The organism is Streptomyces sp. NRRL S-1813 (assembly GCF_000719605.1).
GTDB classification, from domain to species: domain Bacteria; phylum Actinomycetota; class Actinomycetes; order Streptomycetales; family Streptomycetaceae; genus Streptomyces; species Streptomyces decoyicus.
In genome coordinates this window covers 126,299-147,716 of the sequence record NZ_JOHB01000010.1, presented here as the reverse complement: position 1 = coordinate 147,716, position 21,418 = coordinate 126,299, and the positions used below count along the sequence as shown (strand labels likewise).

At 70.1% G+C, this 21,418-nt stretch carries 24 protein-coding genes; 17 read left to right on the top strand and 7 right to left on the bottom strand.

Annotated elements, in window-relative coordinates:
- Position 1 precedes the first annotated feature (1 nt).
- Positions 2-1,462 carry a hypothetical protein gene (locus IF67_RS0117315; RefSeq protein ID WP_030986602.1) on the top strand — a complete coding sequence of 487 codons (1,461 nt, stop codon included), beginning with the start codon at positions 2-4 and terminating at the stop codon, positions 1,460-1,462.
- A 13-nt stretch (positions 1,463-1,475) separates the two neighbouring features.
- On the opposite strand, the gene IF67_RS0117310 is transcribed toward IF67_RS0117315, so the two are convergent.
- Positions 1,476-2,480, bottom strand: a complete 1,005-nt coding sequence (locus tag IF67_RS0117310) for a LacI family DNA-binding transcriptional regulator (RefSeq protein WP_030986600.1) — start codon at positions 2,478-2,480, stop codon at positions 1,476-1,478.
- Positions 2,481-2,991: 511 nt separating this feature from the next.
- On the opposite strand from IF67_RS0117310, the gene IF67_RS0117305 reads away from it, so the two are divergent.
- From IF67_RS0117305 to IF67_RS0117290, 4 genes are all read left to right on the top strand, one after another.
- Positions 2,992-3,729 carry an SAM-dependent methyltransferase gene (locus IF67_RS0117305; protein ID WP_030986599.1) on the top strand — a complete coding sequence of 246 codons (738 nt, stop codon included), beginning with the start codon at positions 2,992-2,994 and terminating at the stop codon, positions 3,727-3,729.
- Between the two features lie 335 nt (positions 3,730-4,064).
- A complete protein-coding gene (locus IF67_RS0117300) occupies positions 4,065-5,468 on the top strand; it encodes a zinc ribbon domain-containing protein (RefSeq protein WP_234341148.1) in 1,404 nt (467 codons plus the stop codon).
- Positions 5,469-5,494: 26 nt separating this feature from the next.
- Entirely contained in the window at positions 5,495-5,866 is a 372-nt protein-coding gene (locus tag IF67_RS43770) for a hypothetical protein (RefSeq protein WP_030986595.1), read from the top strand.
- A 58-nt stretch (positions 5,867-5,924) separates the two neighbouring features.
- Positions 5,925-6,632: a hypothetical protein gene (locus tag IF67_RS0117290; RefSeq protein WP_234341146.1), complete on the top strand. Its 708-nt coding sequence runs from the start codon at positions 5,925-5,927 to the stop codon at positions 6,630-6,632.
- A gap of 22 nt (positions 6,633-6,654) precedes the next feature.
- Here the strand turns inward: IF67_RS0117290 and IF67_RS0117285 are convergent, their stop codons facing one another.
- Entirely contained in the window at positions 6,655-8,172 is a 1,518-nt protein-coding gene (locus IF67_RS0117285; RefSeq protein ID WP_030986593.1) for a glutamate synthase subunit beta, read from the bottom strand.
- 273 nt (positions 8,173-8,445) lie between these two features.
- On the opposite strand from IF67_RS0117285, the gene IF67_RS0117280 reads away from it, so the two are divergent.
- The 12 genes from IF67_RS0117280 (at position 8,446) to IF67_RS39260 (ending at position 16,598) form a co-directional block, all read left to right on the top strand.
- Complete coding sequence (locus tag IF67_RS0117280; RefSeq protein WP_030986592.1) at positions 8,446-9,540, top strand: PP2C family protein-serine/threonine phosphatase; 1,095 nt, start codon at positions 8,446-8,448, stop codon at positions 9,538-9,540.
- Positions 9,541-9,836: 296 nt separating this feature from the next.
- On the top strand, positions 9,837-10,292 hold the full coding sequence (locus IF67_RS0117275) for an SRPBCC family protein (protein ID WP_030986591.1): 456 nt from the start codon (positions 9,837-9,839) through the stop codon (positions 10,290-10,292).
- 72 nt (positions 10,293-10,364) lie between these two features.
- Positions 10,365-12,002 (top strand): phytoene desaturase family protein, encoded by a 1,638-nt coding sequence (locus tag IF67_RS0117270; RefSeq protein ID WP_030986590.1) that lies wholly within the window; start codon positions 10,365-10,367, stop codon positions 12,000-12,002.
- 385 nt (positions 12,003-12,387) lie between these two features.
- A complete protein-coding gene (locus IF67_RS0117265; protein ID WP_030986585.1) occupies positions 12,388-12,786 on the top strand; it encodes a gas vesicle protein in 399 nt (132 codons plus the stop codon).
- A gap of 86 nt (positions 12,787-12,872) precedes the next feature.
- On the top strand, positions 12,873-13,319 hold the full coding sequence (locus IF67_RS0117260) for a gas vesicle structural protein GvpA (protein WP_030986583.1): 447 nt from the start codon (positions 12,873-12,875) through the stop codon (positions 13,317-13,319).
- 3 nt (positions 13,320-13,322) lie between these two features.
- Positions 13,323-14,036 carry a GvpL/GvpF family gas vesicle protein gene (locus IF67_RS0117255; protein WP_030986582.1) on the top strand — a complete coding sequence of 238 codons (714 nt, stop codon included), beginning with the start codon at positions 13,323-13,325 and terminating at the stop codon, positions 14,034-14,036.
- Between the two features lie 11 nt (positions 14,037-14,047).
- Positions 14,048-14,299 (top strand): gas vesicle protein GvpG, encoded by a 252-nt coding sequence (locus IF67_RS0117250; RefSeq protein ID WP_030986581.1) that lies wholly within the window; start codon positions 14,048-14,050, stop codon positions 14,297-14,299.
- 87 nt (positions 14,300-14,386) lie between these two features.
- Entirely contained in the window at positions 14,387-14,947 is a 561-nt protein-coding gene (locus IF67_RS44255) for a gas vesicle protein (protein WP_234341144.1), read from the top strand.
- Positions 14,944-15,765: a GvpL/GvpF family gas vesicle protein gene (locus tag IF67_RS43025; protein ID WP_030986579.1), complete on the top strand. Its 822-nt coding sequence runs from the start codon at positions 14,944-14,946 to the stop codon at positions 15,763-15,765. Before IF67_RS44255 ends, IF67_RS43025 begins: the two co-directional genes overlap by 4 nt.
- Positions 15,762-16,010: a gas vesicle protein gene (locus IF67_RS0117235; RefSeq protein ID WP_030986578.1), complete on the top strand. Its 249-nt coding sequence runs from the start codon at positions 15,762-15,764 to the stop codon at positions 16,008-16,010. Before IF67_RS43025 ends, IF67_RS0117235 begins: the two co-directional genes overlap by 4 nt.
- Positions 16,000-16,407 (top strand): gas vesicle protein K, encoded by a 408-nt coding sequence (locus tag IF67_RS0117230; RefSeq protein ID WP_030986577.1) that lies wholly within the window; start codon positions 16,000-16,002, stop codon positions 16,405-16,407. The genes IF67_RS0117235 and IF67_RS0117230 overlap by 11 nt, the downstream gene beginning before the upstream one ends.
- A gap of 17 nt (positions 16,408-16,424) precedes the next feature.
- Positions 16,425-16,598: a CsbD family protein gene (locus tag IF67_RS39260; protein ID WP_078889484.1), complete on the top strand. Its 174-nt coding sequence runs from the start codon at positions 16,425-16,427 to the stop codon at positions 16,596-16,598.
- A 75-nt stretch (positions 16,599-16,673) separates the two neighbouring features.
- Here the strand turns inward: IF67_RS39260 and IF67_RS0117220 are convergent, their stop codons facing one another.
- The 5 genes from IF67_RS0117220 to IF67_RS43765 form a co-directional block, all read right to left on the bottom strand.
- Entirely contained in the window at positions 16,674-17,210 is a 537-nt protein-coding gene (locus IF67_RS0117220; protein ID WP_051818206.1) for a Dps family protein, read from the bottom strand.
- Between the two features lie 179 nt (positions 17,211-17,389).
- The gene (locus tag IF67_RS0117215; protein WP_030986571.1) at positions 17,390-18,358 is read right to left on the bottom strand and encodes an SDR family NAD(P)-dependent oxidoreductase; all 969 of its coding nucleotides are present in this window, start codon (positions 18,356-18,358) and stop codon (positions 17,390-17,392) included.
- A 52-nt stretch (positions 18,359-18,410) separates the two neighbouring features.
- Complete coding sequence (locus IF67_RS0117210) at positions 18,411-19,340, bottom strand: Rieske 2Fe-2S domain-containing protein (RefSeq protein WP_030986567.1); 930 nt, start codon at positions 19,338-19,340, stop codon at positions 18,411-18,413.
- On the bottom strand, positions 19,337-20,332 hold the full coding sequence (locus tag IF67_RS0117205) for an SRPBCC family protein (RefSeq protein ID WP_030986565.1): 996 nt from the start codon (positions 20,330-20,332) through the stop codon (positions 19,337-19,339). The genes IF67_RS0117210 and IF67_RS0117205 overlap by 4 nt, the downstream gene beginning before the upstream one ends.
- A gap of 6 nt (positions 20,333-20,338) precedes the next feature.
- Positions 20,339-21,211 (bottom strand): hypothetical protein, encoded by an 873-nt coding sequence (locus IF67_RS43765; RefSeq protein WP_030986562.1) that lies wholly within the window; start codon positions 21,209-21,211, stop codon positions 20,339-20,341.
- Between the last annotated feature and the right edge of the window lie 207 nt (positions 21,212-21,418).

Genomic DNA, 21,418 nt, shown 5'->3' with positions numbered 1-21,418 from the left:
AATGGACGAACAACGGGTGCGGCAAGCGGTGGACGCCGTCGTCGGACAGCTCCGGACGTATGTGCCCGACATGGCTCCGTACTTCGAGGACGACCGGCCCCTGGGGGAGTACGCGAAGGCGCTGAGCCCCACCTCCGGCGTCGCTCCCGAGCACGCGGAGCGCCAGGAACTGATCGCGACGTGCGTACGGCGGGTGCTGCGCCGGGCGTTCGGGCCCGGCGGCCCCGCGGATGCCGTCACGGCCCGTGACATCCGGGCGGTGAACATCGTCGACCACCACCAAGTGCTCAATCATCCGCTGCTCCTGGGCACCAACATCATTGCGAACGCGGGCCGGCTGCTGTCCGACGGGCCGGCGGCGCCGATCGTCACGTTGTCGTGCAGCAACGTCAACCCCAGCAACCACTACATGAGAAATGGGTTCCGTTTCCGGGGTGTGGACATCCCCTACTTCTCGGCGAAAGAACACCGGGACGTCATGTACTATCTCCGGCCGCGGACCTTTGACTTCGTACAGCGGCTGCACTCGCTCAAGCGCTGGTCCGGTTTCGCGCCCGCCGACCAGGATTTCCTCGAGGAGTACCAGCATCTCCTCAACGGACTTGATCATTCCGCGAGTCCGGGACACCGTGATCAGCTGGCGACCGTGGTGCACGGGACCTGGCCGCGGCTCTTCTCGGAAGAACTGCGCCCCCGTCTCCCGGATTTGCTCTACGCCGGTGCCGAGGATGTCGCCAGGGAAAGCCTGATCGAGTTGCTGGCGGAGGAGAGTTACCTTTCCGAGGCGCTGCTCGACCCCGTACCGCGGCAACGGGTTCTCGACACCTTTCGCGGGGTCGTGGTGGCCTGGGACGAGGCCGCCGGAAAGGGAACGCATTTCTTCTGGATGCGGCACCCCGGCCGGCCGGGGCTCCTGCGGCTGTACGTGCAGGGCGGCGAGCTGGTACCGGCCGACCCGCGTTTCGCCCACCTGCGGGTTCCTTTGGAGCGGGACGCCCTGCGCGAGGCGCTGCACCGTGAGGACCTCGTGCCCTCGGTGGCGCTGTACATGACCCTGCTGCTGTTCGCGGGCATCAAGCCCCTGGTCGGCCCCGGATCCCTCGTCTACACCACACAGTTGAAGAACGGGTGGCAGGCGCTGCTGGACCGTCACGGACCGGCGCGGGAGGCCCGGCTCATCGAGGAGGTCGACGTCACCGGCATGATCGCGGGCACCCCGGTGTTCTTCGAAAGGGCAGGGGAGACGCTGACGACGCTCTACGCCGCCGACGTCATGAGCAAGGGCGGGGTGGACGAGACCTATGTGAACAGCGTGCTCCGCACCCCGTTCAAGGACGTCCTCTCCGTCGGGTCCAGCGGCGTCTACGACCTTTTCTCGAACTCCTACATCCCCAAGGAGCAACAGCTCACGGAGCGGATCGGATTCGACGAGGCCGCGACGTTCGTCCACGACTGGGTGTGAGCCGGCCGCTGCCTCACACCTGCGGCGCCGGGCCGGTGGAGCCCCGCTCGACGAGGGCAACCGGCAAGGGGTCGGGGTCCGCCGTCACCCCGCCACGCAGCCCGACCAGCATCCGCATCCCCTGGTCACCCAGCTCCTCCAGCGGAAGCCGGACGCTGGTCAGCCCGGGGGTGACCTGGGAGGCAGCGGGGGCATCGTTGAAGCCGATCACGGACAGATCCGTGCCGATGGTCAGCCCGAGGCTCATCGCCGCCGAGTAGACGCCGGTCGCCATGTTGTCGTCATCGCAAACGACGGCGGTGGGCCGGTCCGGGGCGGACAGCACCGGCATCATGCGTTCCTTGACCATGGACGGGGCGAAGGGGCAGGGGATCCGCTGGGCAATGACGTCGGGCCGGGTGTGAACTCCCAGGTCGAAAGCCTGCGCCCGCTGCTCGAAGGTCCATGCGGGCCGGTCGGCCCGGACATGCGCGATGCGCCGGTGCCCCAGGGCGAGCAGCCGGTTCAGGGCCAGGGCCATGCCCCCGCTGACATCCATCGTCACCGCCGGGATGCCCGGCGCCGGCGCGTCGTCGAGCACGACCAGGGGTACTCCCGCGCTCACGTCGGCGACCGTCTTGGCGGGCATGGAGCACGCGATGACTCCGTCGAGAGCCTGCTGCGGCGCGGAGAAAGGGCTGGTGCCGTCCTCGGCGCTGAGCGGGAAGACCACGAGGCCGAGGCCGTGTTCGGCCCCTCGGCGGGCCGCACCCGCATGGACCGCGGCGAAGGCGTTGTTGGTGAGGGTGGGGACGGCCAGCAGGACCGTGCCACTGGCTCCCAGCCGGAGATGGCGGGCCGACTGATTGATGCGATAGCCCATCCGCTGCGCGGTCTCGGTAACGCGTCGCACCGTCTTGTCGCTGATACGACCGCGGCCTTTTCCGTTCAGTACCAGGGAAACCGTCGACTGAGAGACCCCGGCAACGCGGGCGACATCCGTCGCGGTTACGGCACGGAAAGGTTCGGTATCGGACATTCAGGAATCTTCTGTTGAGACGGCGTGGAGCTCTTCGCTTATTTCTATCGCACAATCGACGAGAAGGCCGCATGCAGTTGGCACTTTGAGATGTGGCAGCAGTTCCATCCCGTTCTACAACCTTTGAGGGGCAAAAGAAAGCTGATACCCACCGGTGGAAGGGGCCGGATGACCGAGTCCGCGGAATCCGTCGTGATGGTTGCCATCATGGTGTATGGCGCATCCAAACCGAGGAAGCCGGGCTCAAGGGTGGAAGCCCGACACTCCTTGCATGCCGCCGAGTTCGGGCCCGGGTGTTGTGGCGCGCGGCGGGGGATTCGGCCCGCCGTCCAGTCTTCCATCCTCTGCGGTGGGACTTCGCCGAAACTCGCGAAGTTGTGGCCGTGAAGGGCGCGGAGCTGCATCTGCGGGTACTCCACACCGATGCCCTGGCAGATGCGGCGTAAGGCCGTCATCGCCGGCCGAGGGAAATCCAGGTGCGGGCGACATCCGGCGCTGCCATGCTGCGCCGGTGAATCGTGAACAGATCTCCGGGCTGGCCCATGCCGAGCACCCGATAAAGTCCCCGCTCGACGACGACTCCGTGCGCCAACTGCTGGAACGCTGCCTTCCGCGTGGCAACGAGCGGGTGCTCGACCTGGGGTGCGGGGGCGGGGAATGGCTGCTGCGCGCCCTGGCCATGCACCCGCAGCTGGAGGCCGAGGGCGTCGACATCTCCGAGGGCGACCTGGCGCAGGCCCGGCAGGCCGCGGTCCGCCTCGGTGTCCAGGAGCGCCTCGTACTCCACCAGCGAGAAGCCGAAGACTTCACCTCCCCGCACCCGTTCGACCTGGTGCTCAGCGTCGGCGCCGCGCACGCCTTCGGCGGCCTGCTGCCCACCCTGGCAGCGGCACGCAAGCACCTGGCCCCTGGGGGGCACGTACTGATCGGTGACGGCTTCTGGGAGCGCGAGCCCTCACCGGAAGCCGTCGAGATGCTCGGGGAGTTCACGGACCTGGCGACCACGCTGGACCGCGTCGTCGCCGACGGGTGGACCCCTGTGCACGGCCATGTCAGCTCCCGCAGTGAGCTGGACGCCTACGAGTGGTCCTGCTGGGGTTCGCTGGCCGCCTGGGCCCTGGACCACCCCGCCGACCCGGACAGCGCGCAGGTGCTCGAGACGGCTGCCACGCGCCGTTCCGAATGGCTCCGCGTCTACCGGGACACCTGGGGCTTCGTCAGTCTGGTCCTGCGTCGCACGTCCCCCTGACCCGGACCGGGCCCGTCGGGTCGCGCGTCTGTTCGTATCGATCGGTAACGGTACCGCTTCGAAGAGCGACTCTGACGTTTTCTCAGATCCCCCCGTGGTGCACTTGGTGGACGTGAGGTCGTCTCATGCGTGGGGGAGCGATGACGCATTCGACTGCGTGCCCAGGATGCGGCTGCGGCACAGTTTCGGGGGCCGCGTTCTGCGGCAATTGCGGTGTGGCCGTGGCGGACGCCGAGCCGACTGCGACGTTGGCCGAGCCCCTCGGCCACTCGTCGTCTGCGCCGACGGTGTCCACGGCGCCCGTCACCGTAAGTGCCGCCGATCGCCGCACCGCTGTGCCGCGTTGGGGTGACGGCCGGGACCTGACCAGGTACCTCTGCGCGGCCGCCTATCTGGATCGCGAATACGCCAGGTCGCTCATCAAACAGGTGGCCGCCCAGCCCCACTTGGGAGTGGCGGCGGCCCCGGCGTGCGACGTCCCCGTGGTGCTACGGCACGCCTACCTGGCCAACGCCCGCCGCCACAGCCGGGATCTGGTGCTCACCGTCCTCTTCCTGCTGGCGTTCGTCTTTGCTTTCTGGGTCGGCCACCCCGGGATCACCCTGCTGGTGCTGTTCCTCTCCTGGGTGACCGTGTTCTCCTTCGAGCTCTCGACCAAGTACGGCCGCCATCTGCAAAGCCTCCGCCCGGACCGGTTCGACCCCGCGGCCGCGCCGCTGCCGCTCAATGCCGATGTCGCGGCGCGCCTCCGCCAGATCCGCGAATACGCCGACGGCAACGTCACCGCCTACAGCGGCTATTCGCCGTTCATCGGGTACGGGTCCGAACTCGACTCATGGTCTTTGACCTTCGATGTGACGACATCGAGCAGTCCGGGGGTCAAGCCGCAGGACTTCGACGTGACGGACCTCTACACCCACATTGCCGAGCGGGTCGGCACCCTGGTCCTGCCCTGTCTGGAGATCGAGGAGCGGCTCTTCGTCGACGGCTCGGCCCTCCTGGAGGACACCCGCTTCCTGCCGGACCCGCTCGGGCGGCCCGTCGCCCGGATTCCCTTCGCACAGATGGATGCGCTGAAACGGACGCCGGAGGAGGGCGCCCGCCCCTATCTGGCCGTCCACTCCACGGGCTGGGGCGGTGAGTTGGTCACCTCGCTGTTCCTGCGCTTCATCCGTTCGGAATCCAACCTCTTCGTGGAAGCCGTTCCGACGGTGTTGTTCCCTCTGCTCGACCGCTACCGGGTCATCGACACCCTCATGCCCCGCCCGCCCCTGCGCGAGCTCGTCACGCTGTTTTCGCAGACGCTGGTCAGCACCGTCTTCGTGCTGGTGGCCTCGCCCGCGCGCGCGATCGCGGGCTTTGCCCCCGACTACGGGATGACCTGGCGGGTGCGCCGTCAGGACAAGTTGATCACCAGGCTGCGCAGGTTCGACTACGGGGCGCGGCAGAGCGTGCGCCGTCAGGCGGCGGACAAGAAGCACCACCGCTATTTCCAGAAGGCCGACAGCGGCATGGTCTTGAAGACCGTCGAAAAGCGCGTCCTGGACGCGCTCGTCGAGTTCGCCCAAGCACGTGACATCGACGTGGGCGACCTGGTCCAGCGTCAGGAGACGATCATCAACAACGGCATCATCGCGGCCCACGGGGCCAGGGTGGATTCCAGCTCGGTCGCCTCCGGCGAGAGGTCCCGGATCTCGATGAGAGTGCTCAACAAGATCCCGCTGCTGAACACGGACTGATAACCGAGTAGGGATGAGGAACCGGAATGCAGAGGAACAACGGAATCACCGCGACCGTCGGTTCGAACGTCGTCGGCAACGCCGTCGCCAGCGGCAGGAACGCGCAGGCCGAGGTCAGGGACAGCGGGCTGACCCAGTCCGACGGCGGACGGCAGCGGTCGCCCCAGGAGATCGGCGAGCTGCTCTCCCGGCTGATCGACGAGCTCGGCCGGTCCGAGCACCCCGAGCGGGCCGACCTGATCGAGGCCGCGGAGGATGCCCGCGAGGAACTCGCCTCGGAGACGCCGCGCAAGGGCAAGCTCAAGGTGTTCGCCAGGGCGCTCGTGGGCGCCGTGCCGGGGTTCACCGCGCTGGCCTCCCTGGCGGTGGCGATCGAAGAGGCGGTCCGGGGGCTGTAACCGGGCCGAGGAGAAGGCCGGGTGCGAGAGACATGAGGGATGTCGGGGGGAGATGACCATGCCGGTCTGTATTCACTGTGGCGCGCGCTTCGAGGACTCCGCTGCGGCCTCCTGTACGGGCTGCGGAATGCCGCGACAGCGCGGCGTGCCCGAGGGCACCGGTCAGCCCCACGGGGTCACCGGGTACGGCTACGTCCGTGTGGGGTCCACCATCCTCCCGCAGTGGCTGCTGTGGGTGATGGCGGCGCTGCTCGCCGGTGGCGGGGTGGCGGCCTATGCCCTCGCCTCGTCCTCCGGGTCCTCCGAGCCGTCGTACGAGGCGGTCGGCGGCGTCCCGTCGACCACTCCGACTCCGAGCTGGGACCTGGCTTCCGGGCCGCCCACCGACGTCGCTTCGGCGCCACCGACCGATATCGGGTCCGTGCCGCCGACCGACGTTTTCTCCCCCGGCACACCGGACCCCTCACCGTCTCCCGACGGCGCGAGCGCGATCGTCGAGGAGTTCTACCGGGACATCAACAACCGGGATTTCAGCGCGGCTTGGGACCTCGGCGGCAGGAACATCGGCGGCAACTCCTACTCGGCGTGGGTGGCGGGCTACGACACGACGGCGAGCATCGAACTGAGCGCGGTGAACGCCGACAGCGCTGGGCAGGCCAGTGCCGTCGTCCACGCGACCCAGAGTGACGGATCGGTGAAGCTGTACCAGGGGACCTACACGGTGTCCGACGGCGAGATCGTCAGCGCCGACATCTCCGAGCGGTGACTCCGCGGGCCGTCCCTGCGCCTCATGCCACCAGGGGCCGGTCCCTGGGACCGATGGGGGCGGGGAGCGCGGTGGAACCGGTCAGATAGCGGTCCGTGGCCGCCGCGGTGGCGCGTCCCTCCGCGATGGCCCACACCACGAGGGACTGGCCGCGCCCCGCGTCGCCCGTGACGAAGACCCCGTCCTGCCAGGTGCGCAGCGCCAGCCTGCCCCGTTCGGCCGGCGCCACCGTCACGGCCGCGAAGCCGGCGTCCCGGGCAAAGTTCCCCCGCTCGTCGAGCGTGAGCCCGAGCTGTTGCATCAGACCGGTGCCCCGTTCGGGACCGGAGAAGCCGAGAGCGAGCAGAACCAGCTCCGCCGGGATCACCCGCTCGGTATCCGGCCGTGGCCTCCTGGCCGTGGGCTCCACCTCCGTCAGACACAGCGCGCGCACCTGGCCGGCCGCGCTCCCTTCGAAGTGGAGGGTGGCGGAGGAGAAGAGCCTCGGATCCGTGCCCTCCCGGCCCCGGGCCTCTTCATGGGCATGGGAGATCCGGTAGACCTTCGGATAGACGGGCCAGGGCTCGGTGTCCTGCCGGTCGTCGCCCGGCTCCGGGTTGATGTCCAGCTGCACCACGGAGGCCGCGCCCTGGCGCAGGGCGGTGCCCAGGCAGTCCGAGCCGGTGTCACCGCCACCGACGATCACCACGTGCTTGCCCTCGGCGGTGACGGGGGGTGCGGCGTAGTCGCCCTCCACGACCCGGTTGGCGAGGGGCAGGTAGTCCATGGCCTGATGGATGCCGTGCAGTTCGCGGCCGGGGACCGAAAGCTCCCGCTGCTCGGTGGCTCCGACGGCGATGACCATCGCGTCGTAACGCCTTCTGAGCTCGGCTGCGTCGAGATCACCGCCGACGTCCACGCCCGTGCGGAACTTGGTGCCCTCCGCCCGCATCTGCTCGATGCGGCGGTCCAGACGCCGCTTGTCCATCTTGAACGCGGGGATGCCGTAGCGCAGCAGCCCGCCGATGCGGTCGGCGCGTTCGTAGACGGCGACGGTGTGGCCGGTACGGGTGAGCTGTTGCGCCGCCGCCAGCCCCGCGGGCCCGGAGCCGATGACGGCGACGGTCTTCCCGCTGAGCCGCTGCGGCGGGTGCGGTGACGCATACCCGCGCTCCCAGATCTGGTCGGCGATGGCCTGCTCGACGTTCTTGATCGTCACCGGATCGGCGTTGAGGGCCAGCACACAGGCGGCCTCGCACGGTGCCGGGCAGAGCTGCCCGGTGAACTCGGGGAAGTTGTTCGTCGCATGCAGCCGCTCAGCCGCGGCCCGCCAGTCGCCCCGTGCCGCGTACGCGTTCCACTCGGGGATGAGGTTCCCCAGCGGACAGCCGTTGTGGCAGAACGGTATGCCGCAGTCCATACAGCGGTCGGCCTGCTCGGACACCAGCGGCAGCAATGTCTGCCCCTCGTAGACCTCGCGCCAGTCGTTCAGCCGTTCCTCGACAGGGCGGGCCGGGACCGGCCGGCGGGGGAACTTGAGAAAGCCGTGAGGATCGGTCATACGCCGCCTCCATCGCTCACTCGCGGCGCACTACGGCGGTCCTGGTCAGCCTACGCCTGCTTGGTGCGGCTTTCATCGGCCGGCGGGTTCACGGCAGGGGCTGTGGTGCCAGGGGGAGCGGTGGGCGCTTTTGGCCCACAGGGCGTATATGTGAATCCAGTGGGACGTGCCCGCAGGGAGGGCGAGGCCCACCATGCGGGGATTCCGTTCCCTTCCGCGTCGCGAGGGCGGCCCGGCAGCAGGAGAGGCACCGTGAAGATCTTGCGGCCCAGGCTGGCGAGGGTGTCGTGGATGCTTGCGGCGCTGGCCCTGCTGGCCGGTGTCCTGCTGAATCTCTTCGCGCCCCAGCCGTACATGGGACTTCCGCTGCTGGCAGCCGCACCGTTGGTGGCCGGCGCCATGCTCTCCTTCCGCTCCGCGTTCATCGTCGTGTGTGTCGCCTGCGTGGTGTCCGTGGCGCTGGATCTGGAGCGCGGACGTCCGGCGACGGCACGGTATGTCGACCTGGCCGTGGTCGGCCTGATCGGTGTGCTGGCGCTCGCGGTCAACCGGCTCCTGGTCCGGCAGGGGCGTGACCTGGCACTCGCCAGGAACATCGCGGAGGCGGTCCAGCGGGCGGTGCTCCCGGACCCGCCGCGGGAGGTCGGGCCGCTCGCGGTGGCTGCCGGGTACACCGCGGCGCAGGCCGAGGCGCGGATCGGCGGGGACCTGTATGCGGTGCAGGAGACACCGTTCGGGGTGCGAATGATCATCGGGGATGTGCGGGGGAAGGGCATGGGGGCTGTCGCCGCCGTGTCGGTCGCGATCGGGGCCTTCCGTCAGGAGGCCGAGTACGCCCCCACACTGGCCACCCTGGTCCAGCGGCTGGACGAGGCGCTGGCCAGGGAGGCGGCCCGGAGCGGGCCGGTGACCTCCACCGAGGGCTTCACCACCGCCGTGCTGGCCGAGGTCTCCGCCGACGGCGGGACGCTGAGCCTGGTCAACCGGGGGCATCCGCCGCCCTACCTGGTCCATGGCGGGCAGCTCGTACGGCTCGACCCGACTCTCCCGCAGCTGCCCCTCGGCATGGGACTGGGGGACCTCACCCCGGCCGGCTCCGCGCCCGTCGATGTGGTGCGCCTGCCACCGGGCGCCTCGCTTCTGCTGGTCACCGACGGGGTCACCGAGGCCAGGGACGCTCAGGGGGCCTTCTACGATCCCGCTTCCTCCCGCCGCATGGGCAGACGGTTCACCGAACCGGACGCCCTGCTGGAGGCCCTGACCAAGGACGTCGGCCGCTGGACCGGGGACGACTACCGGGACGACATGGCCATCCTGGCCGTCACCCGGCGTCGCCCGCCTTCGCGCTCGCTGCCCCGGGACGGGTAGCGCCCCGAGGTGAGCGCCGGCCATGACGTGCAGCGGCCATGACGTCCCTCAGCCACGGTGTGCGGCGGCCATGCCGCGCACCCGGAACCGATAACTGGACGCAGTGGGAGGGGAGTTGGCCTCCGTGCCGGACGGAGGCGGCGCGGACCGTTGCGACGGACGGACGGAAGGAAAGGAACCCCGGCACCCGGCGGAGTGCCACCGCCCCCGCGCCGCCTCGGGAGGCCGAGCCCAGGGGCGCGCTCTACGCTGGTGGGGAAGCCCACGACCGACGCGCGGTGAGGCGGTGGAGGCGGGTGGCGGTACGGCACCAGCTGATCGAGCGGTCTCCCGAGGAGCTGTGGACGGTACTTGCCGACGGCTCCCGGTACCAGGACTGGGTGGTCGGCACCGTCGACTCGCGGCCCGTGGCCGGCAACTGGCCGGAGGTCGGCTCCATGATCGAGTACACGGTGCGGATGGGGCTCTGGGAGCTCCGCGGCCACACCGTCGTACGCCGCAGCGACCCGCCACGGGAACTCGAACTCGAGGTGGACAGCGGCCGGCTGGGCACCGCCCGGGTCGCCATCGAGGTGCGGCGCTGGGGCCCGGATTCCCTGGTCATCGTCGATGAACACCCGCTGCGGGGTCCGGGCGGACGACTGCACAACGCGGGCCTCGACGTCCTGCTGCAACTGCGCCACCGCAGCATGCTGAGCAGGCTGGCCGGCGTGGCCGAGGAGGTCCCGCGGGGCGTGCGTACGGGCGCCTGACCGCCGCCCCGCCCGGAGGCCCGCCGACGCCGCGGCCGGGTGCACGGGCAGCAGGGTGAACAGGAGGCAGCGATGCCGGACGCGGTGGTGATCGGTGCCGGACCCAACGGACTTGTCGCGGCGAACCTGCTGGCCGACGCCGGGTGGACGGTGGAGGTGCTGGAGGAACAGGACGAGCCGGGCGGTGCGGTGCGCAGCGACCGCGGGGTACACCCCGACTACGTCAATGACCTGTGCAGCTCCTTCTACCCGCTGGCCGTCGCCTCCCCGGTTCTCGCGGCCCTCGCCCTGCACGAACACGGCCTCGTCTGGAGCCATGCGCCACGGGTGCTGGCGCATCCGCTGACGGACGGCCGCTGTGCGCTGCTGGAGCGCGGCGTCGCCGGTACGGCGGCCGGACTGGAGGCCTTCGGTACCGGCGACGGCGCGGCCTGGCAGCGGCTGTGCGCCCTCTGGGACCGGGTTGGCGGCGACCTCCTCGACGCCCTGTTCACCCCCTTCCCGCCGCTGCGTGCCACGGCCCGGCTCGCCGCGCGGGTACGCGGCGCCGGCGGGCTGCGGCTGGCGCGCATGCTGCTGCTGCCCGTACGGCGCCTGGGCGATGAGGAGTTCAGCGGCGAGGCGGGCCGGCTGCTGCTGGCGGGCAACGCCCTGCATGCCGACCTCGTCCCCGAGGCCGCGGGCAGCGGCGGCTTCGGATGGCTGATGTCGATGCTCGGCCAGACCTACGGCTTTCCCGTACCGGCCGGCGGCGCCCAGACGCTCACCGCGGCCCTGGTGCGGCGTCTTCAGCGTCGCGGCGGTGTGCTGCGCTGCGGGGAGCGGGTCGACGAGATCGTCGTACGCTCCGGGCGCGCGGTGGCGGTGCGCACCGCGATCGGCGAGGTCGTACCGGCCCGCCGCGCCGTGCTGGCGGATGTGTCCGTGCCCGCCCTGTACGGCCGGCTGGTCGACGCCCGGCACCTGCCCGGCCGTGTCCTGGCCGACCTGCGGCGCTTCCAATGGGACTTCGCGACCTTCAAGGTGGACTGGGCGCTCGGCGGCCCGGTGCCGTGGACCGCCGGGGACGCGGCCACCGCGGGCACCGTGCATCTGGCCGACGGCAGGGACGAACTCACCCGCTTTGCCGCCCAGATCGCCACCGGCCGGGTGCCCGACCGGCCCTTTGCCCTGTTCGGCCAGATGACCACCGCGGACGCCACCCGCTCCCCGGCCGGCACCGAGTCGGCCTGGGCCTACACCCACGTACCCCACCGGATCCGGGGGGACGCGGGGGAGGACGGCATCACCGGGTCCTGGAACCAGGGGGAACAGGAAATGATGGCCGACCGGCTGGAGGCGCAGGTCGAGCGTTTCGCCCCGGGCTTCCGCTCCCGGATCAGGGCGCGCCGCATCCTCGCCCCGCCCACGCTGGAGGCGACGGACGCCAATCTGCGCGGCGGCGCCGTCAACGGCGGTACGGCCGCCCTCCACCAGGAGTTGGTGTTCCGTCCGCTGCCTGGCCTCGGGCGCCCGGAAACCCCGGTCACGGGCCTCTATCTGGCCTCGGCCGGGGCGCACCCGGGCGGCGGCGTGCACGGCGCCCCCGGCGCCAACGCGGCCCACGCGGCACTGCGCGCCCGCTCGCCCAGCGGTGCCCTGAGCCGGGCGCAGCGGGTACTGGGGCGCCGTGAGGCCCAGGTGCAGGATCCGGCGGAACGGGCGTGGTGAGCGGAACGGGCGTGCTGAGCGGGCCGGCTGCGGGCGTGCCGCACTTCATGGGGGCGCTCTCTTCGTCAACTCGTCCTGTGCCGAGGTGAACAGGATCCGGGTCCAGGCCGCCACGTCCATCACCGCGGGTCGACGGCAGGTAACGGGCGGCGACGGCGAAAGCCGTACGCCGGCAAGGCGCGCCGTCTCTGGCGTGCCGTCCCTCCCGGGACAGTCCCGACGTTACGCCGCCGGCCGGGCCGCGGCACCCGTTGCCGGGCTGCCGCTGCCGCTGTGACCAGGCCTGAACGGCTCAAGATGCGCTCAGCTCAGGCCGTATATCATGTAGTAGCGCCTCTTTGAAGTGGCGCGGGCAGCATGTCGCCTCCGATTCCGGAGAGAGAACATGGCCGCAGACGAAGAGGACGAGACCGGAGAAGTCCGGCGTCCGTCCAGTAAGAAGTCCGCCAAGAGGACCGCCAAGAAGACCAGCAGCGTTCGGGCCGGCAGCCGCGAGAGCGAAAGCGAAACGGAGCGCGCGGCCCGCCGCGTTTCGGCCCCGCGTGCGATGCGGTACGCGGCCGAGCAGCTCAAGGAACTGTTGGGGCGGGCCCCCGACTCCGTCTCCTCGGTACAGCCGACGGAGAACGGCTGGCAGGCGGATGTCGAAGTCCTGGAGCTGGAACGGGTCCCCGGGACCACCAGCGTCATGGCGACCTACCGCGTGGTGCTGGACAAGGAGGGCGAACTGGTGGCGTACGAGCGCACCCGCCGCTACACCCGAGGCCAGATCGACCGGCGCTGAAGACTCGGGTTGCACGGCAGACCGTTCGCCAGGTGAACGACACGGCCACCCCGCACAGCCCGGGTGGGCCGGTGAAGGGAGGCACCGTGACTGTGGTGCCGCAAGGCGGAGGAGCCGTCGCCACCGGCGGCGGTGGGGGCTCCGGAAATCTCTACGACATCCTCGATCTGATTCTGGACCGCGGTCTGGTCATCGACGTCTTTGTGCGTGTGTCGTTGGTGGGTATCGAAATCCTCAAGATCGATGCCCGCATCGTCGTGGCGAGCGTCGACACCTACCTGCGCTTCGCCGAGGCCTGCAACCGCCTCGACCTGGAAGAGGGGCGCAAGGCGCCCTCCCAGCTGACCGACATCGTCGGCGAGGTCACCGAAGGCGGCTCGCACGGCAAGACAAAAGGCGCCCTGTCCGGGGCCGCGGAAGCGGTGACCGACGCCCTCAAGGGCGGCGGCGAGGAGCACGAAGAGAGGCCCAAGGAGCCCGCCGAGCGGCGCGAGCGGCCGGCTCGCCGGCCGGCCCGGCGCCGAAAGGAATGAGCGATGTCCGTCTACGTCTACTCCATTGTCGCGACCACCCATCCGCAAGGCCTGGAGGGCCTGGACGGTGTGGGGAAACCGCCGTCCACCCTGCGCACGGTGCAGAGCAAGGAGCTCTCCGCCGTCGTCAGCGACGCTCCCGAGGAACTGCGTCCCAAACGCCGGGACCTCGCCGCCCACCAGGCCGTCCAGGAACGGCTGATGGCCGACGGCACGGTCCTGCCCCTCCAGTTCGGCTTCACGACCACCGACGACGAGGCCGTACGCGCCGTGCTGAAGGAGCGTGCGGAGGAATTCACCGAGCGGCTGGAGGCGCTGGAGGGCTGCGCCGAGTACCACCTGAAGGCGGCGCAGGACGAGGATGCGATGCTGCGGCAGATCCTTCAGGAGTCGGACGAGGCCCGCTCGCTCAACGACCAGATCAGAAGCGGCACCGGCAGTCCGGATCTGCCGATGGCCCTCGGTGAACTGGTCGCCCAGGAAGTGGAGGCACGGCAGCAACAGCTTGCCTCCGTGGTCCTCGATGCGCTGCGCGGGTTCGCGCGGGAGGAAAGCGGGTCGCAGGCGACCGGGAACGACTTCCTGAGCGTGTCCTTCCTCGTGGAGCGGGACAACGAGAAGAGCTTCCTCGCCGCGGAGCAGGATCTCGCCAAGGAGCTGGGGGAGGACTTCGACCTCCGGCTGCTCGGGCCACTGCCCGCCTACAGCTTCGTCTAGGGAGGCCTCCCATGGGCCTGTTGAGCCAACTTGCCACCCTTCCGCTGGCACCCGTGCGCGGCGTGGCCTGGGTCATGGAGCGCACCCTGGAGGCCGCGGAGAACGAGTACTACGACCCCGAACCCATCGAGCGGGAACTCGCCGAGCTGGAGCGGTCGCTGCTGGCGGGCGACATCGATGAGGAGACGTTCGACCGGCGCGAGGACGAACTGCTGGACCGGCTGGACGAGATCAGGGCCCATGCGCAGGGCACCGACACCTGACCGCGGGGGCCGGCGCGGCGACGGGGCGCGGTCACGCGCTCCCGGCGCCGCCCTGCCCGGATACCAGGGAAGGGAGGTGCAGAGGCCGTGAACGAACCCGTCGCCAGGAGGATGGGCGACTACCCGTCCCGGTCCGGCCCGTACAGCGGCCAGGGCTCCTCGGCCAACCTCGCCGACATCCTGGAACGGGTCCTGGACAAGGGCATCGTCATCGCGGGCGACATCCAGATCAACCTGCTGGACATCGAACTGCTCACCATCAAGCTGCGCCTGCTGATCGCCTCGGTCGACAAGGCGAAGGAGATGGGCATCGACTGGTGGGAGCACGATCCTTCGCTCTCCTCCAGCGCTTCCGAGGGGTCCCGCTCGCTCCGCGAGGAGAACAAGCGGCTGCGCGCCGAGATCGAGGCCCTGCGCGAGGGCGAGGAGCTGCCGTCGGCCGAGGAGGAGGCCGAGGAGGAGGCGGACGAGGAGGACGAGGACGTGTATGAGGAGGCGGACGAGGAGGAGGAAGCGGACGAGGAGGAAGCCCGTCCCGCCGCCACCCGCCGCCCCTCACGTACTTCTCGCCCCTCACGCCCCGCACGCACGTCGCGTACCAAACGAGCCGAGCCCGGCCCCCGTAGGAAGCGACGGGACGAGTCATGACCGAGCCCGAGGCCATCACCTACGCCTATGCCGTCGCGCAGGACGCCGAGGGCTCCCTGGAGGAGGCGCTGTCCGGCCTGCCGGGAGTCGCGGACGGGCCGGTGCATCTGGTGCGCGCGGGACACCGCGGCGAGGTGGTGGTCGCCGTGAGCCCGGTGCCCGAGCGGGACTTCGAAGAGAACGCCCTGCGCACGCACCTGGAGGACCTGGACTGGCTGGAGTCGGTGGCCCGCGCCCACCACCGGGTGATCGAGGCGCTGGCCGCCCGTACCACCGTCCTGCCGCTCCGACTGGCGACGGTGTATCTCGACGACGAACGGGTGCGGCAGATGCTCGATGCCCGTCAAGAGGCCTTCGCCGAGCGGCTGTCCGACCTGGCCTCCCACACGGAGTGGGGCGTCAAGATCTATGTCGAGGCGCCCGCGGCCACCGACAGACCGGCCGAGCCACCCGCAGATGCGGACCTCAGCCCCGGACGGGCCTACCTCAGCCACCGCAAAGCGCAGCGGCACGCCCGTGACGACGCCTACCGGGAAGCCGAACAGGTCGCCCAGCGCGTCGAGACCGCGGCCCGCAGCTATGCGGTCGACCGGGTCCAGCACCGGGTGCAGCAGGGCGAACTCGCCCGTGGGCCGGGCGAGAACGTCATCAACGACGCCTATCTCGTGCCGCTGGAGTACGGCGAAAGCTTCCGCGCCGACGTGCTGCGGAGTGCCGAAGCGCTGCCCGGGGTACGGGTCGAGGTCACCGGGCCCTGGGCCCCGTACTCCTTCGCCACGCCCCCCGAAGCCGAACCGCTGAAGCGAGCCGCCCCGTGAGGCCGGCGAGCGGGCAGCCGGCACGGGCGGACGAGCCCCTGCCGGACCGGCAGATCGCGCTGATCGATCTGCTGGACCGGTTGCTCAGCGGTGGCGTGGTCCTCACCGGTGATGTGGTGCTCTCCATCGCCGACATCGACCTCGTACGCATCTCCCTGCGTGCGCTGATCGTCTCCATCAGCGAAAAGAACCCCTCCCCGTGGCACGCCACCGCACCCCTGGGCCGGGACGACGATGACCGCTGACGAGCCGCGGCCCGGCAACCGCTTCGACGATGTCGCCGACGCGGCCGCCCGCGCCTTCCGTCTGCTGCCCGCGGCACCGCAGGACGTCCCGTACCAGGCCAGTGCGGAGCCGCGGCCGGCGGCGCACCGGGTCAGCACCGATCCCGACACGGTGGAGCGGGACCTGATCAAACTCGTCCTCACCCTCGTCGAGCTGCTGCGCCAGCTGATGGAACGTCAGGCGCTGCAACGGGTCGACGCCGGAGACCTCACCGAGGAACAGGAGGAGCGCCTCGGAGCGACGCTGATGATTCTCCACAACCGCATGGTCGAACTCTGCGCTCAATACGACCTTTCGATGCAGGACCTGAATTTGGATCTCGGGCCGCTCGGGACGCTGCTGCCACCCGCGGAATGACCCTGAAGGAGCACGACATGAGCATCGGGAAGAAGACCAGGAACATCGGCCATATCGTCGAGGGAAAGGCCAAGGAAACGACCGGGAGGGCTCTCGGCAACAAAGGCCTGCAACGGAGAGGCAAAGCAGAGCAGGCCCTGGGCAAAATGCGGCAGGCGGTGGAGAAGGGCAAGGACACCTTCCGGCACTGACCGGCGCGGCCCCGCCGGCGCACCTCGTGCGACGGCGGGGCCGGGTCCTTGGGGCGCAGTGCCCTCCGGTGCGGCTCAGGGCTGCCGGCGCGCCTGGTCGACGGCCGCGCGGCCGGCCGCGGACTCCCCGTCGGCGGAGCCGGTGCTGAGCTTGCCGCCGGCGCTCTCCAGATGCGCCCGGACGAACCACTGGAACAGTTCCAGCGACCGCAGATGCTCGATCAGCAGGTCCTGGGTCACCGGATCGGTTCCCTCGGTAGCGGCCACCGCCGCTCGATGGTCCTCGACGATTCCCGAGTAGACGACGTCCAGCGCACCCAGGTGCTCGATCGCCTGCGCCCGTCCGACGGAGTAGTCCTCCCAGGTCCGCTCGGCGGCCAGTGCGCCCGGCGTGCCCGTCGGGGAGCCGCCGAGCGTCGCGATGCGTTCCGCGGTGGCGTCGACCATGGAGCGGACGGCCTCGACCTGCGGGTCGAGCATTTCGTGGACGGCGATGAAGTGCGGCCCCACGACGTTCCAGTGCACATGTTTGAGGGTGAGGGCCAGGTCATTGAGCGCATGCAGCCGCAGCCGCAGAGATTCGATGACCTTTCCTCCTTCGGCCTCGGTCATGCCGGGCACGGTGTACTGGGGGGAATTGCTCGCGGCCACGATGAGATCTCCTTTCACCACTGTCAGCTCTTCCTGTGGCGAAAAGCCGCGTGCCCGGCAACTCCCTCCGGAAACACACACCCACCCATGGATTTTCGTCCGCCCCGCCGGCCGGCTTTCCGAAAGGGCGAGGGATGCCCTCAGCGCTGGTTGAAGCGGTCGGCCGCCCGTTCGTTGAGGGCGCCGAGCACCCGCCGGAGCCGCCGGGCCGGCGGCTGCTCCGCGGCCTCGACCGTCGAGCCGTCGACGGTTCCGCGGGCGCCGTCGCGGGGCAGCACCCGCGCGAACGCCGACACCAGCCGGGTGGTGGTCACCGGTGCGAGCCCGTGCGCCCTGGCGCCGAGCCTCGCCGCCGGCGTCAGCACGATGCGGGGACGCCGTCGTCGGAGTGCGGAGACGATACGGTCCGCCGCCCGTTCGGCGCTCATCGACAGCACCGGCGCCCCGGCCAGCGCCGAGAACCATGCGTACTCCCGGCGCCGGTCCCCGCCGAAGAGGGCATGCAGATGCGACCCGGTGCGCATCAGGCCGGGGTGGACCGCGGTCACGCTGACGCCGTGCGGGCCCTCCTCCGCGCGCAGCCCCTCGGCCAGCGCGGCCACCGCCGACTTGGCGCAGGAGTACGGCAGCAGATGCGGCACGGCCAGCAGCCCCCCGATGGACCCGATGAGCGCCAGCCTGCCGCCGGCCGGGCTGCGCCGGAGGTGGGGGAGCGCGGCGAGCGCGGTGTTCAAGGCCCCGTTGAAGACGGAGTCCATCGCCTCCTGGAAGCCGTCGGGGCCGAGGGCGTCCGCCGGGCCGACCTGGATGATGCCGGCGTTGGCGATGACGATGTCCAGCCCGTCATAGTCCCTGGCGATCTCCGCGAGACGGTCCTGCACCGCGGCCCTGTCCCGCACATCGCACACCACACCGCGCACCGTGCCGCCGCGCCACTGGGCCAGCCTGCCGACGGCCCTGGCCAGTTCGGCGTCGTCCCGGGCCAGCAGAACGACATCACAGCCGTGCCGCAGCAGTTGGCGGGCCAGCAGCAGTCCGAGCCCCCGCGAGCCGCCGGTGACGACAGCGGTGAGTCCTTCGATCGAGGGAGCGGCCGGAAGCACACGCATGACGATCCCTTCCCTTGGGCGCCGGTCGGCCGAGGAGCGACCCGCGAGGGGCTCAGCCGGCGCCGGGCAGCCGTACCTCGACGCTGCCCGCACCGTCCACCCGCACCTGGAAGGACGGCTGGGGAGCGGTCGCCGGGCCACGGACGTTCGCGCCGTCCGCCAGCCGGAAGACACTGCCGTGCCAGGGGCACTCCACGCAGCCGTCGGCGATCGTGCCCTCCGTCAGGGGCCCCGACAGATGGCTGCACCGCCCGGCGAGGACATGGAGGGACCCGCCCGCCTGGCGGACCACCAGCAACGGGACCTCGCCCAGCTCCCGGCGCACCGCCTCGCCGACCGGGAAGTCCTCGACCCTGCCCACGGGATGCCAGCCCTCGTCCAGCAGACGGGGCACCGGCTCCGACTTGTTGGCGCCGGCTGCCTGCCGGTAGGCGAGGTGCCCGCCGAGCATGGCCCCGGTGCCGGCCGCGCACAGCCCCGCAAACCCGAGCACCTTGCCGCGCGCCGTACGGCCGCGGCCACGAAGCACCCAGGACCGCGCGTACAGTCCGACGGCCACGGCGATCGACACCGCGTGCACCAGGCCGGTACGCATCTGGTCCTCGTGCTGCTCGGCCCAGTCCACCCAGCCCGCCAGCGCGGCCGGTGCGGCCGTGAGGACGCCCACCCCCACCAGGAGGCGGGCACCGCGCCGGGTCCCCGGGACGACGTCGAGCACCGCGGCGGACAGCCATGCACCCATCGGCACCTGCACCAGGGCCGGGTGCAGCGGATGGCCGATCGGCAGGCCGTGCAGCACATCGCGGAAGCGCCCCAGGGGAAGCCCGCGCACCACCCGCTGCACCGGTCCGATCAGCGCATCCAGCTTCTCCAGGCGGCCCAGCGCGTCGAGGGACGACAAAAGGGTTTCCTCGGCACGGGCGAAGGCCCCTTGTGCGATGCCGCTGCCCGGGGCGAGCCCCGCGCATTCCGGTTCACTCATTCCTCTTCCTCCTCTTCTTCTTCCTCCTCTTCCTCGTCGCCCTCTTCGCCGCCCTCGTCTTCGTCCTCGTCCCCGTCTTCTTCTTCCTCGCCCTCCTTGGCCTCGGCGCCTTCCTCGTCCTCGTCGTATTCCTCGTCTTCCTCGCCGTCGTAGTCCTCGGCCTCTTCGTCCTGTTCGGCCTCTTCCTCCTCGATGGCTTCTTCGTGGGTCCGTACGACCTCGCCGTCGCGGATCTCACCGCGCCAGCCCTCGGGCTCTTCGCCGGTGAGGGTGACGTAGCGCTGGAAGTGCTTGAAGTCCAGGCGCAGTCGGCGTCCCTGGACCCGCCAGACATTTCCGGTCTTCTCGAAGAATCCCGAGGCGTAGTACTCGACGACCAGCACGATGCGGGTCAGATTCGGCGCCAGTTCGTGAAAACTGACGGCACCGCGGGTTGATCCCTTGGCACCTTCGGACGTCCAGATGATGCGTTCGTCCGGCACCTGCTCCTGGACGGTCGCTTTCCATCCCCGGGTGGACGGACCGACCTTGGCCTTCCAGTCACTGGAAATCTCATCCTGCATCGACACACTGCGTACGCCCTTGGTGAAGCTGCTGAACTTCTCGTACTGCGTCCAGTGGTCGTAGGCGGTGCGCAGAGGCACCCCGATGTCGAGGACCTCGATGATGTTGGTGACCTTCTTGTCCCCCGATTTGCGCTTCTTGCCGCCGCCGAAGAATTCCTTGGCCTTCCCCACCACGCTGTCCTTGACGTTCTCCGCCGTCCCCTTGACGGCGGCCTTGACGGGGGAGTCACCACCGAGGAGATTGCCCGCGATCTTGGACAGCGATCCGCCGTTCTCGGCGACATCGTTGAGCTGGCCGGTCACATCCATGAGTTTGTCCCCGGCCCGTTCGGCCAGGTTTCCGACCCACTTCGTCGCGTAGTCCCCGAGTTCGCCGCGCAGGCGATCGAGTCCCGAGTCCGCTTTGTCCTGTCCCGTGTTGGCCATGACCGGTTACCTCCGGCGCTCGGTGCGCGATGACGCCTTCTTGGCGCTCTTCTTCGCAGCGGGGGCTGCCTTCTTGCCTGAAGCGGCCTTCTTCGCAGGAGCCTTCTTGGCGGCCTTTCCGGCCGTCTTGTTGGCCGCGGTCTTCTTTGCCGCGGTCTTCTTTGCCGCGGTCTTCTTGGCCGGGGCCGCCTTCTTGGCAGCGGCCTTTCCGGCCGCCTTTTTGGCCGGGGCCTCCTTGGCGGACTTCGTCGCCGCCGTCTTCTTCGCCGCCGTCTTCTTGGCAGCGGTCTTCTTCGCGGGTGCCGTCTTCTTCGCGGCCGCCCGTCCCGCGGCGGCCTTCTTCCCGGTGGCCTTCTTCCCGGCGGACTTCGCGGGCTTCTCCACCGGCTCTTCTTCTTCCTCTTCCTCCTCCTCGGGCTCCTCCTCTTCGTCGTACTCGTCCTCGTACTCGTCTTCGGGCTCTTCCTCCTCTTCCTCCTCTTCTTCCGGCTCCTCGTCCTCGTCGTACGCGTACTCGCCCTCTTCCTCTTCCTCCTCCTCGGGTTCCTCTTCCTCCTCGAGCCCGATGCCATCGAGCTTGAGGGACCGGTCGTGGACGGTGTCGGCGAGCGTCGTCAGACGGCGGTTGGCGGCCGTCGTCACGGCCTTCCGGCCGGCGTCCATCACTTCCCCGCGCAGCTGTTCACCCAGCTCCGCGACCTGGGGGATCTCGCTGAGCTTGCGCACCCCCTGGGCCACGAGCTGGCGTGGTTCAAGTCCGAATTGACGCCCGGCGATATACGACGCCACGGTGAGCGCAAATCGGCCCTTCTTCGTACGGCCCAGCACATAGCCGCCGGCAAGGGCGGCGGCCAGCAGGACCTTGCTTGTGTCATTCATGGGTGCGTCACCTTTTCCCGGACATGCAGCCGATCGGCGTCTGTGCAGGGGCCGCCATCCGGCGGCGCAGTTGTGCCCTATCTCCAGAGTGGTCGGAGTCTCGACCCGCGCATCTCGAGCGGGCCGAAGTGGCCCGTACGGTCACCCTGCGGAAGCGACCGGTCCTGTTGCGTGACGGGATGACACGGGGTGCTTTCCGAACGGAAA

Coding starts and splice junctions, on each gene's coding strand:
- IF67_RS0117315 (WP_030986602.1), top strand. CDS start 2: ATGGACGAACAACGGGTGCGGCAAGCGGTGGACGCCGTCGTCGGACAG.
- IF67_RS0117310 (WP_030986600.1), bottom strand. CDS start 2,480: ATGTCCGATACCGAACCTTTCCGTGCCGTAACCGCGACGGATGTCGCC.
- IF67_RS43770 (WP_030986595.1), top strand. CDS start 5,495: ATGCAGAGGAACAACGGAATCACCGCGACCGTCGGTTCGAACGTCGTC.
- IF67_RS0117290 (WP_234341146.1), top strand. CDS start 5,925: ATGCCGGTCTGTATTCACTGTGGCGCGCGCTTCGAGGACTCCGCTGCG.
- IF67_RS0117285 (WP_030986593.1), bottom strand. CDS start 8,172: ATGACCGATCCTCACGGCTTTCTCAAGTTCCCCCGCCGGCCGGTCCCG.
- IF67_RS0117270 (WP_030986590.1), top strand. CDS start 10,365: ATGCCGGACGCGGTGGTGATCGGTGCCGGACCCAACGGACTTGTCGCG.
- IF67_RS0117265 (WP_030986585.1), top strand. CDS start 12,388: ATGGCCGCAGACGAAGAGGACGAGACCGGAGAAGTCCGGCGTCCGTCC.
- IF67_RS0117255 (WP_030986582.1), top strand. CDS start 13,323: ATGTCCGTCTACGTCTACTCCATTGTCGCGACCACCCATCCGCAAGGC.
- IF67_RS0117250 (WP_030986581.1), top strand. CDS start 14,048: ATGGGCCTGTTGAGCCAACTTGCCACCCTTCCGCTGGCACCCGTGCGC.
- IF67_RS43025 (WP_030986579.1), top strand. CDS start 14,944: ATGACCGAGCCCGAGGCCATCACCTACGCCTATGCCGTCGCGCAGGAC.
- IF67_RS0117230 (WP_030986577.1), top strand. CDS start 16,000: ATGACCGCTGACGAGCCGCGGCCCGGCAACCGCTTCGACGATGTCGCC.
- IF67_RS39260 (WP_078889484.1), top strand. CDS start 16,425: ATGAGCATCGGGAAGAAGACCAGGAACATCGGCCATATCGTCGAGGGA.
- IF67_RS0117220 (WP_051818206.1), bottom strand. CDS start 17,210: ATGACCGAGGCCGAAGGAGGAAAGGTCATCGAATCTCTGCGGCTGCGG.
- IF67_RS0117215 (WP_030986571.1), bottom strand. CDS start 18,358: ATGCGTGTGCTTCCGGCCGCTCCCTCGATCGAAGGACTCACCGCTGTC.
- IF67_RS0117210 (WP_030986567.1), bottom strand. CDS start 19,340: ATGAGTGAACCGGAATGCGCGGGGCTCGCCCCGGGCAGCGGCATCGCA.
- IF67_RS0117205 (WP_030986565.1), bottom strand. CDS start 20,332: ATGGCCAACACGGGACAGGACAAAGCGGACTCGGGACTCGATCGCCTG.
- IF67_RS43765 (WP_030986562.1), bottom strand. CDS start 21,211: ATGAATGACACAAGCAAGGTCCTGCTGGCCGCCGCCCTTGCCGGCGGC.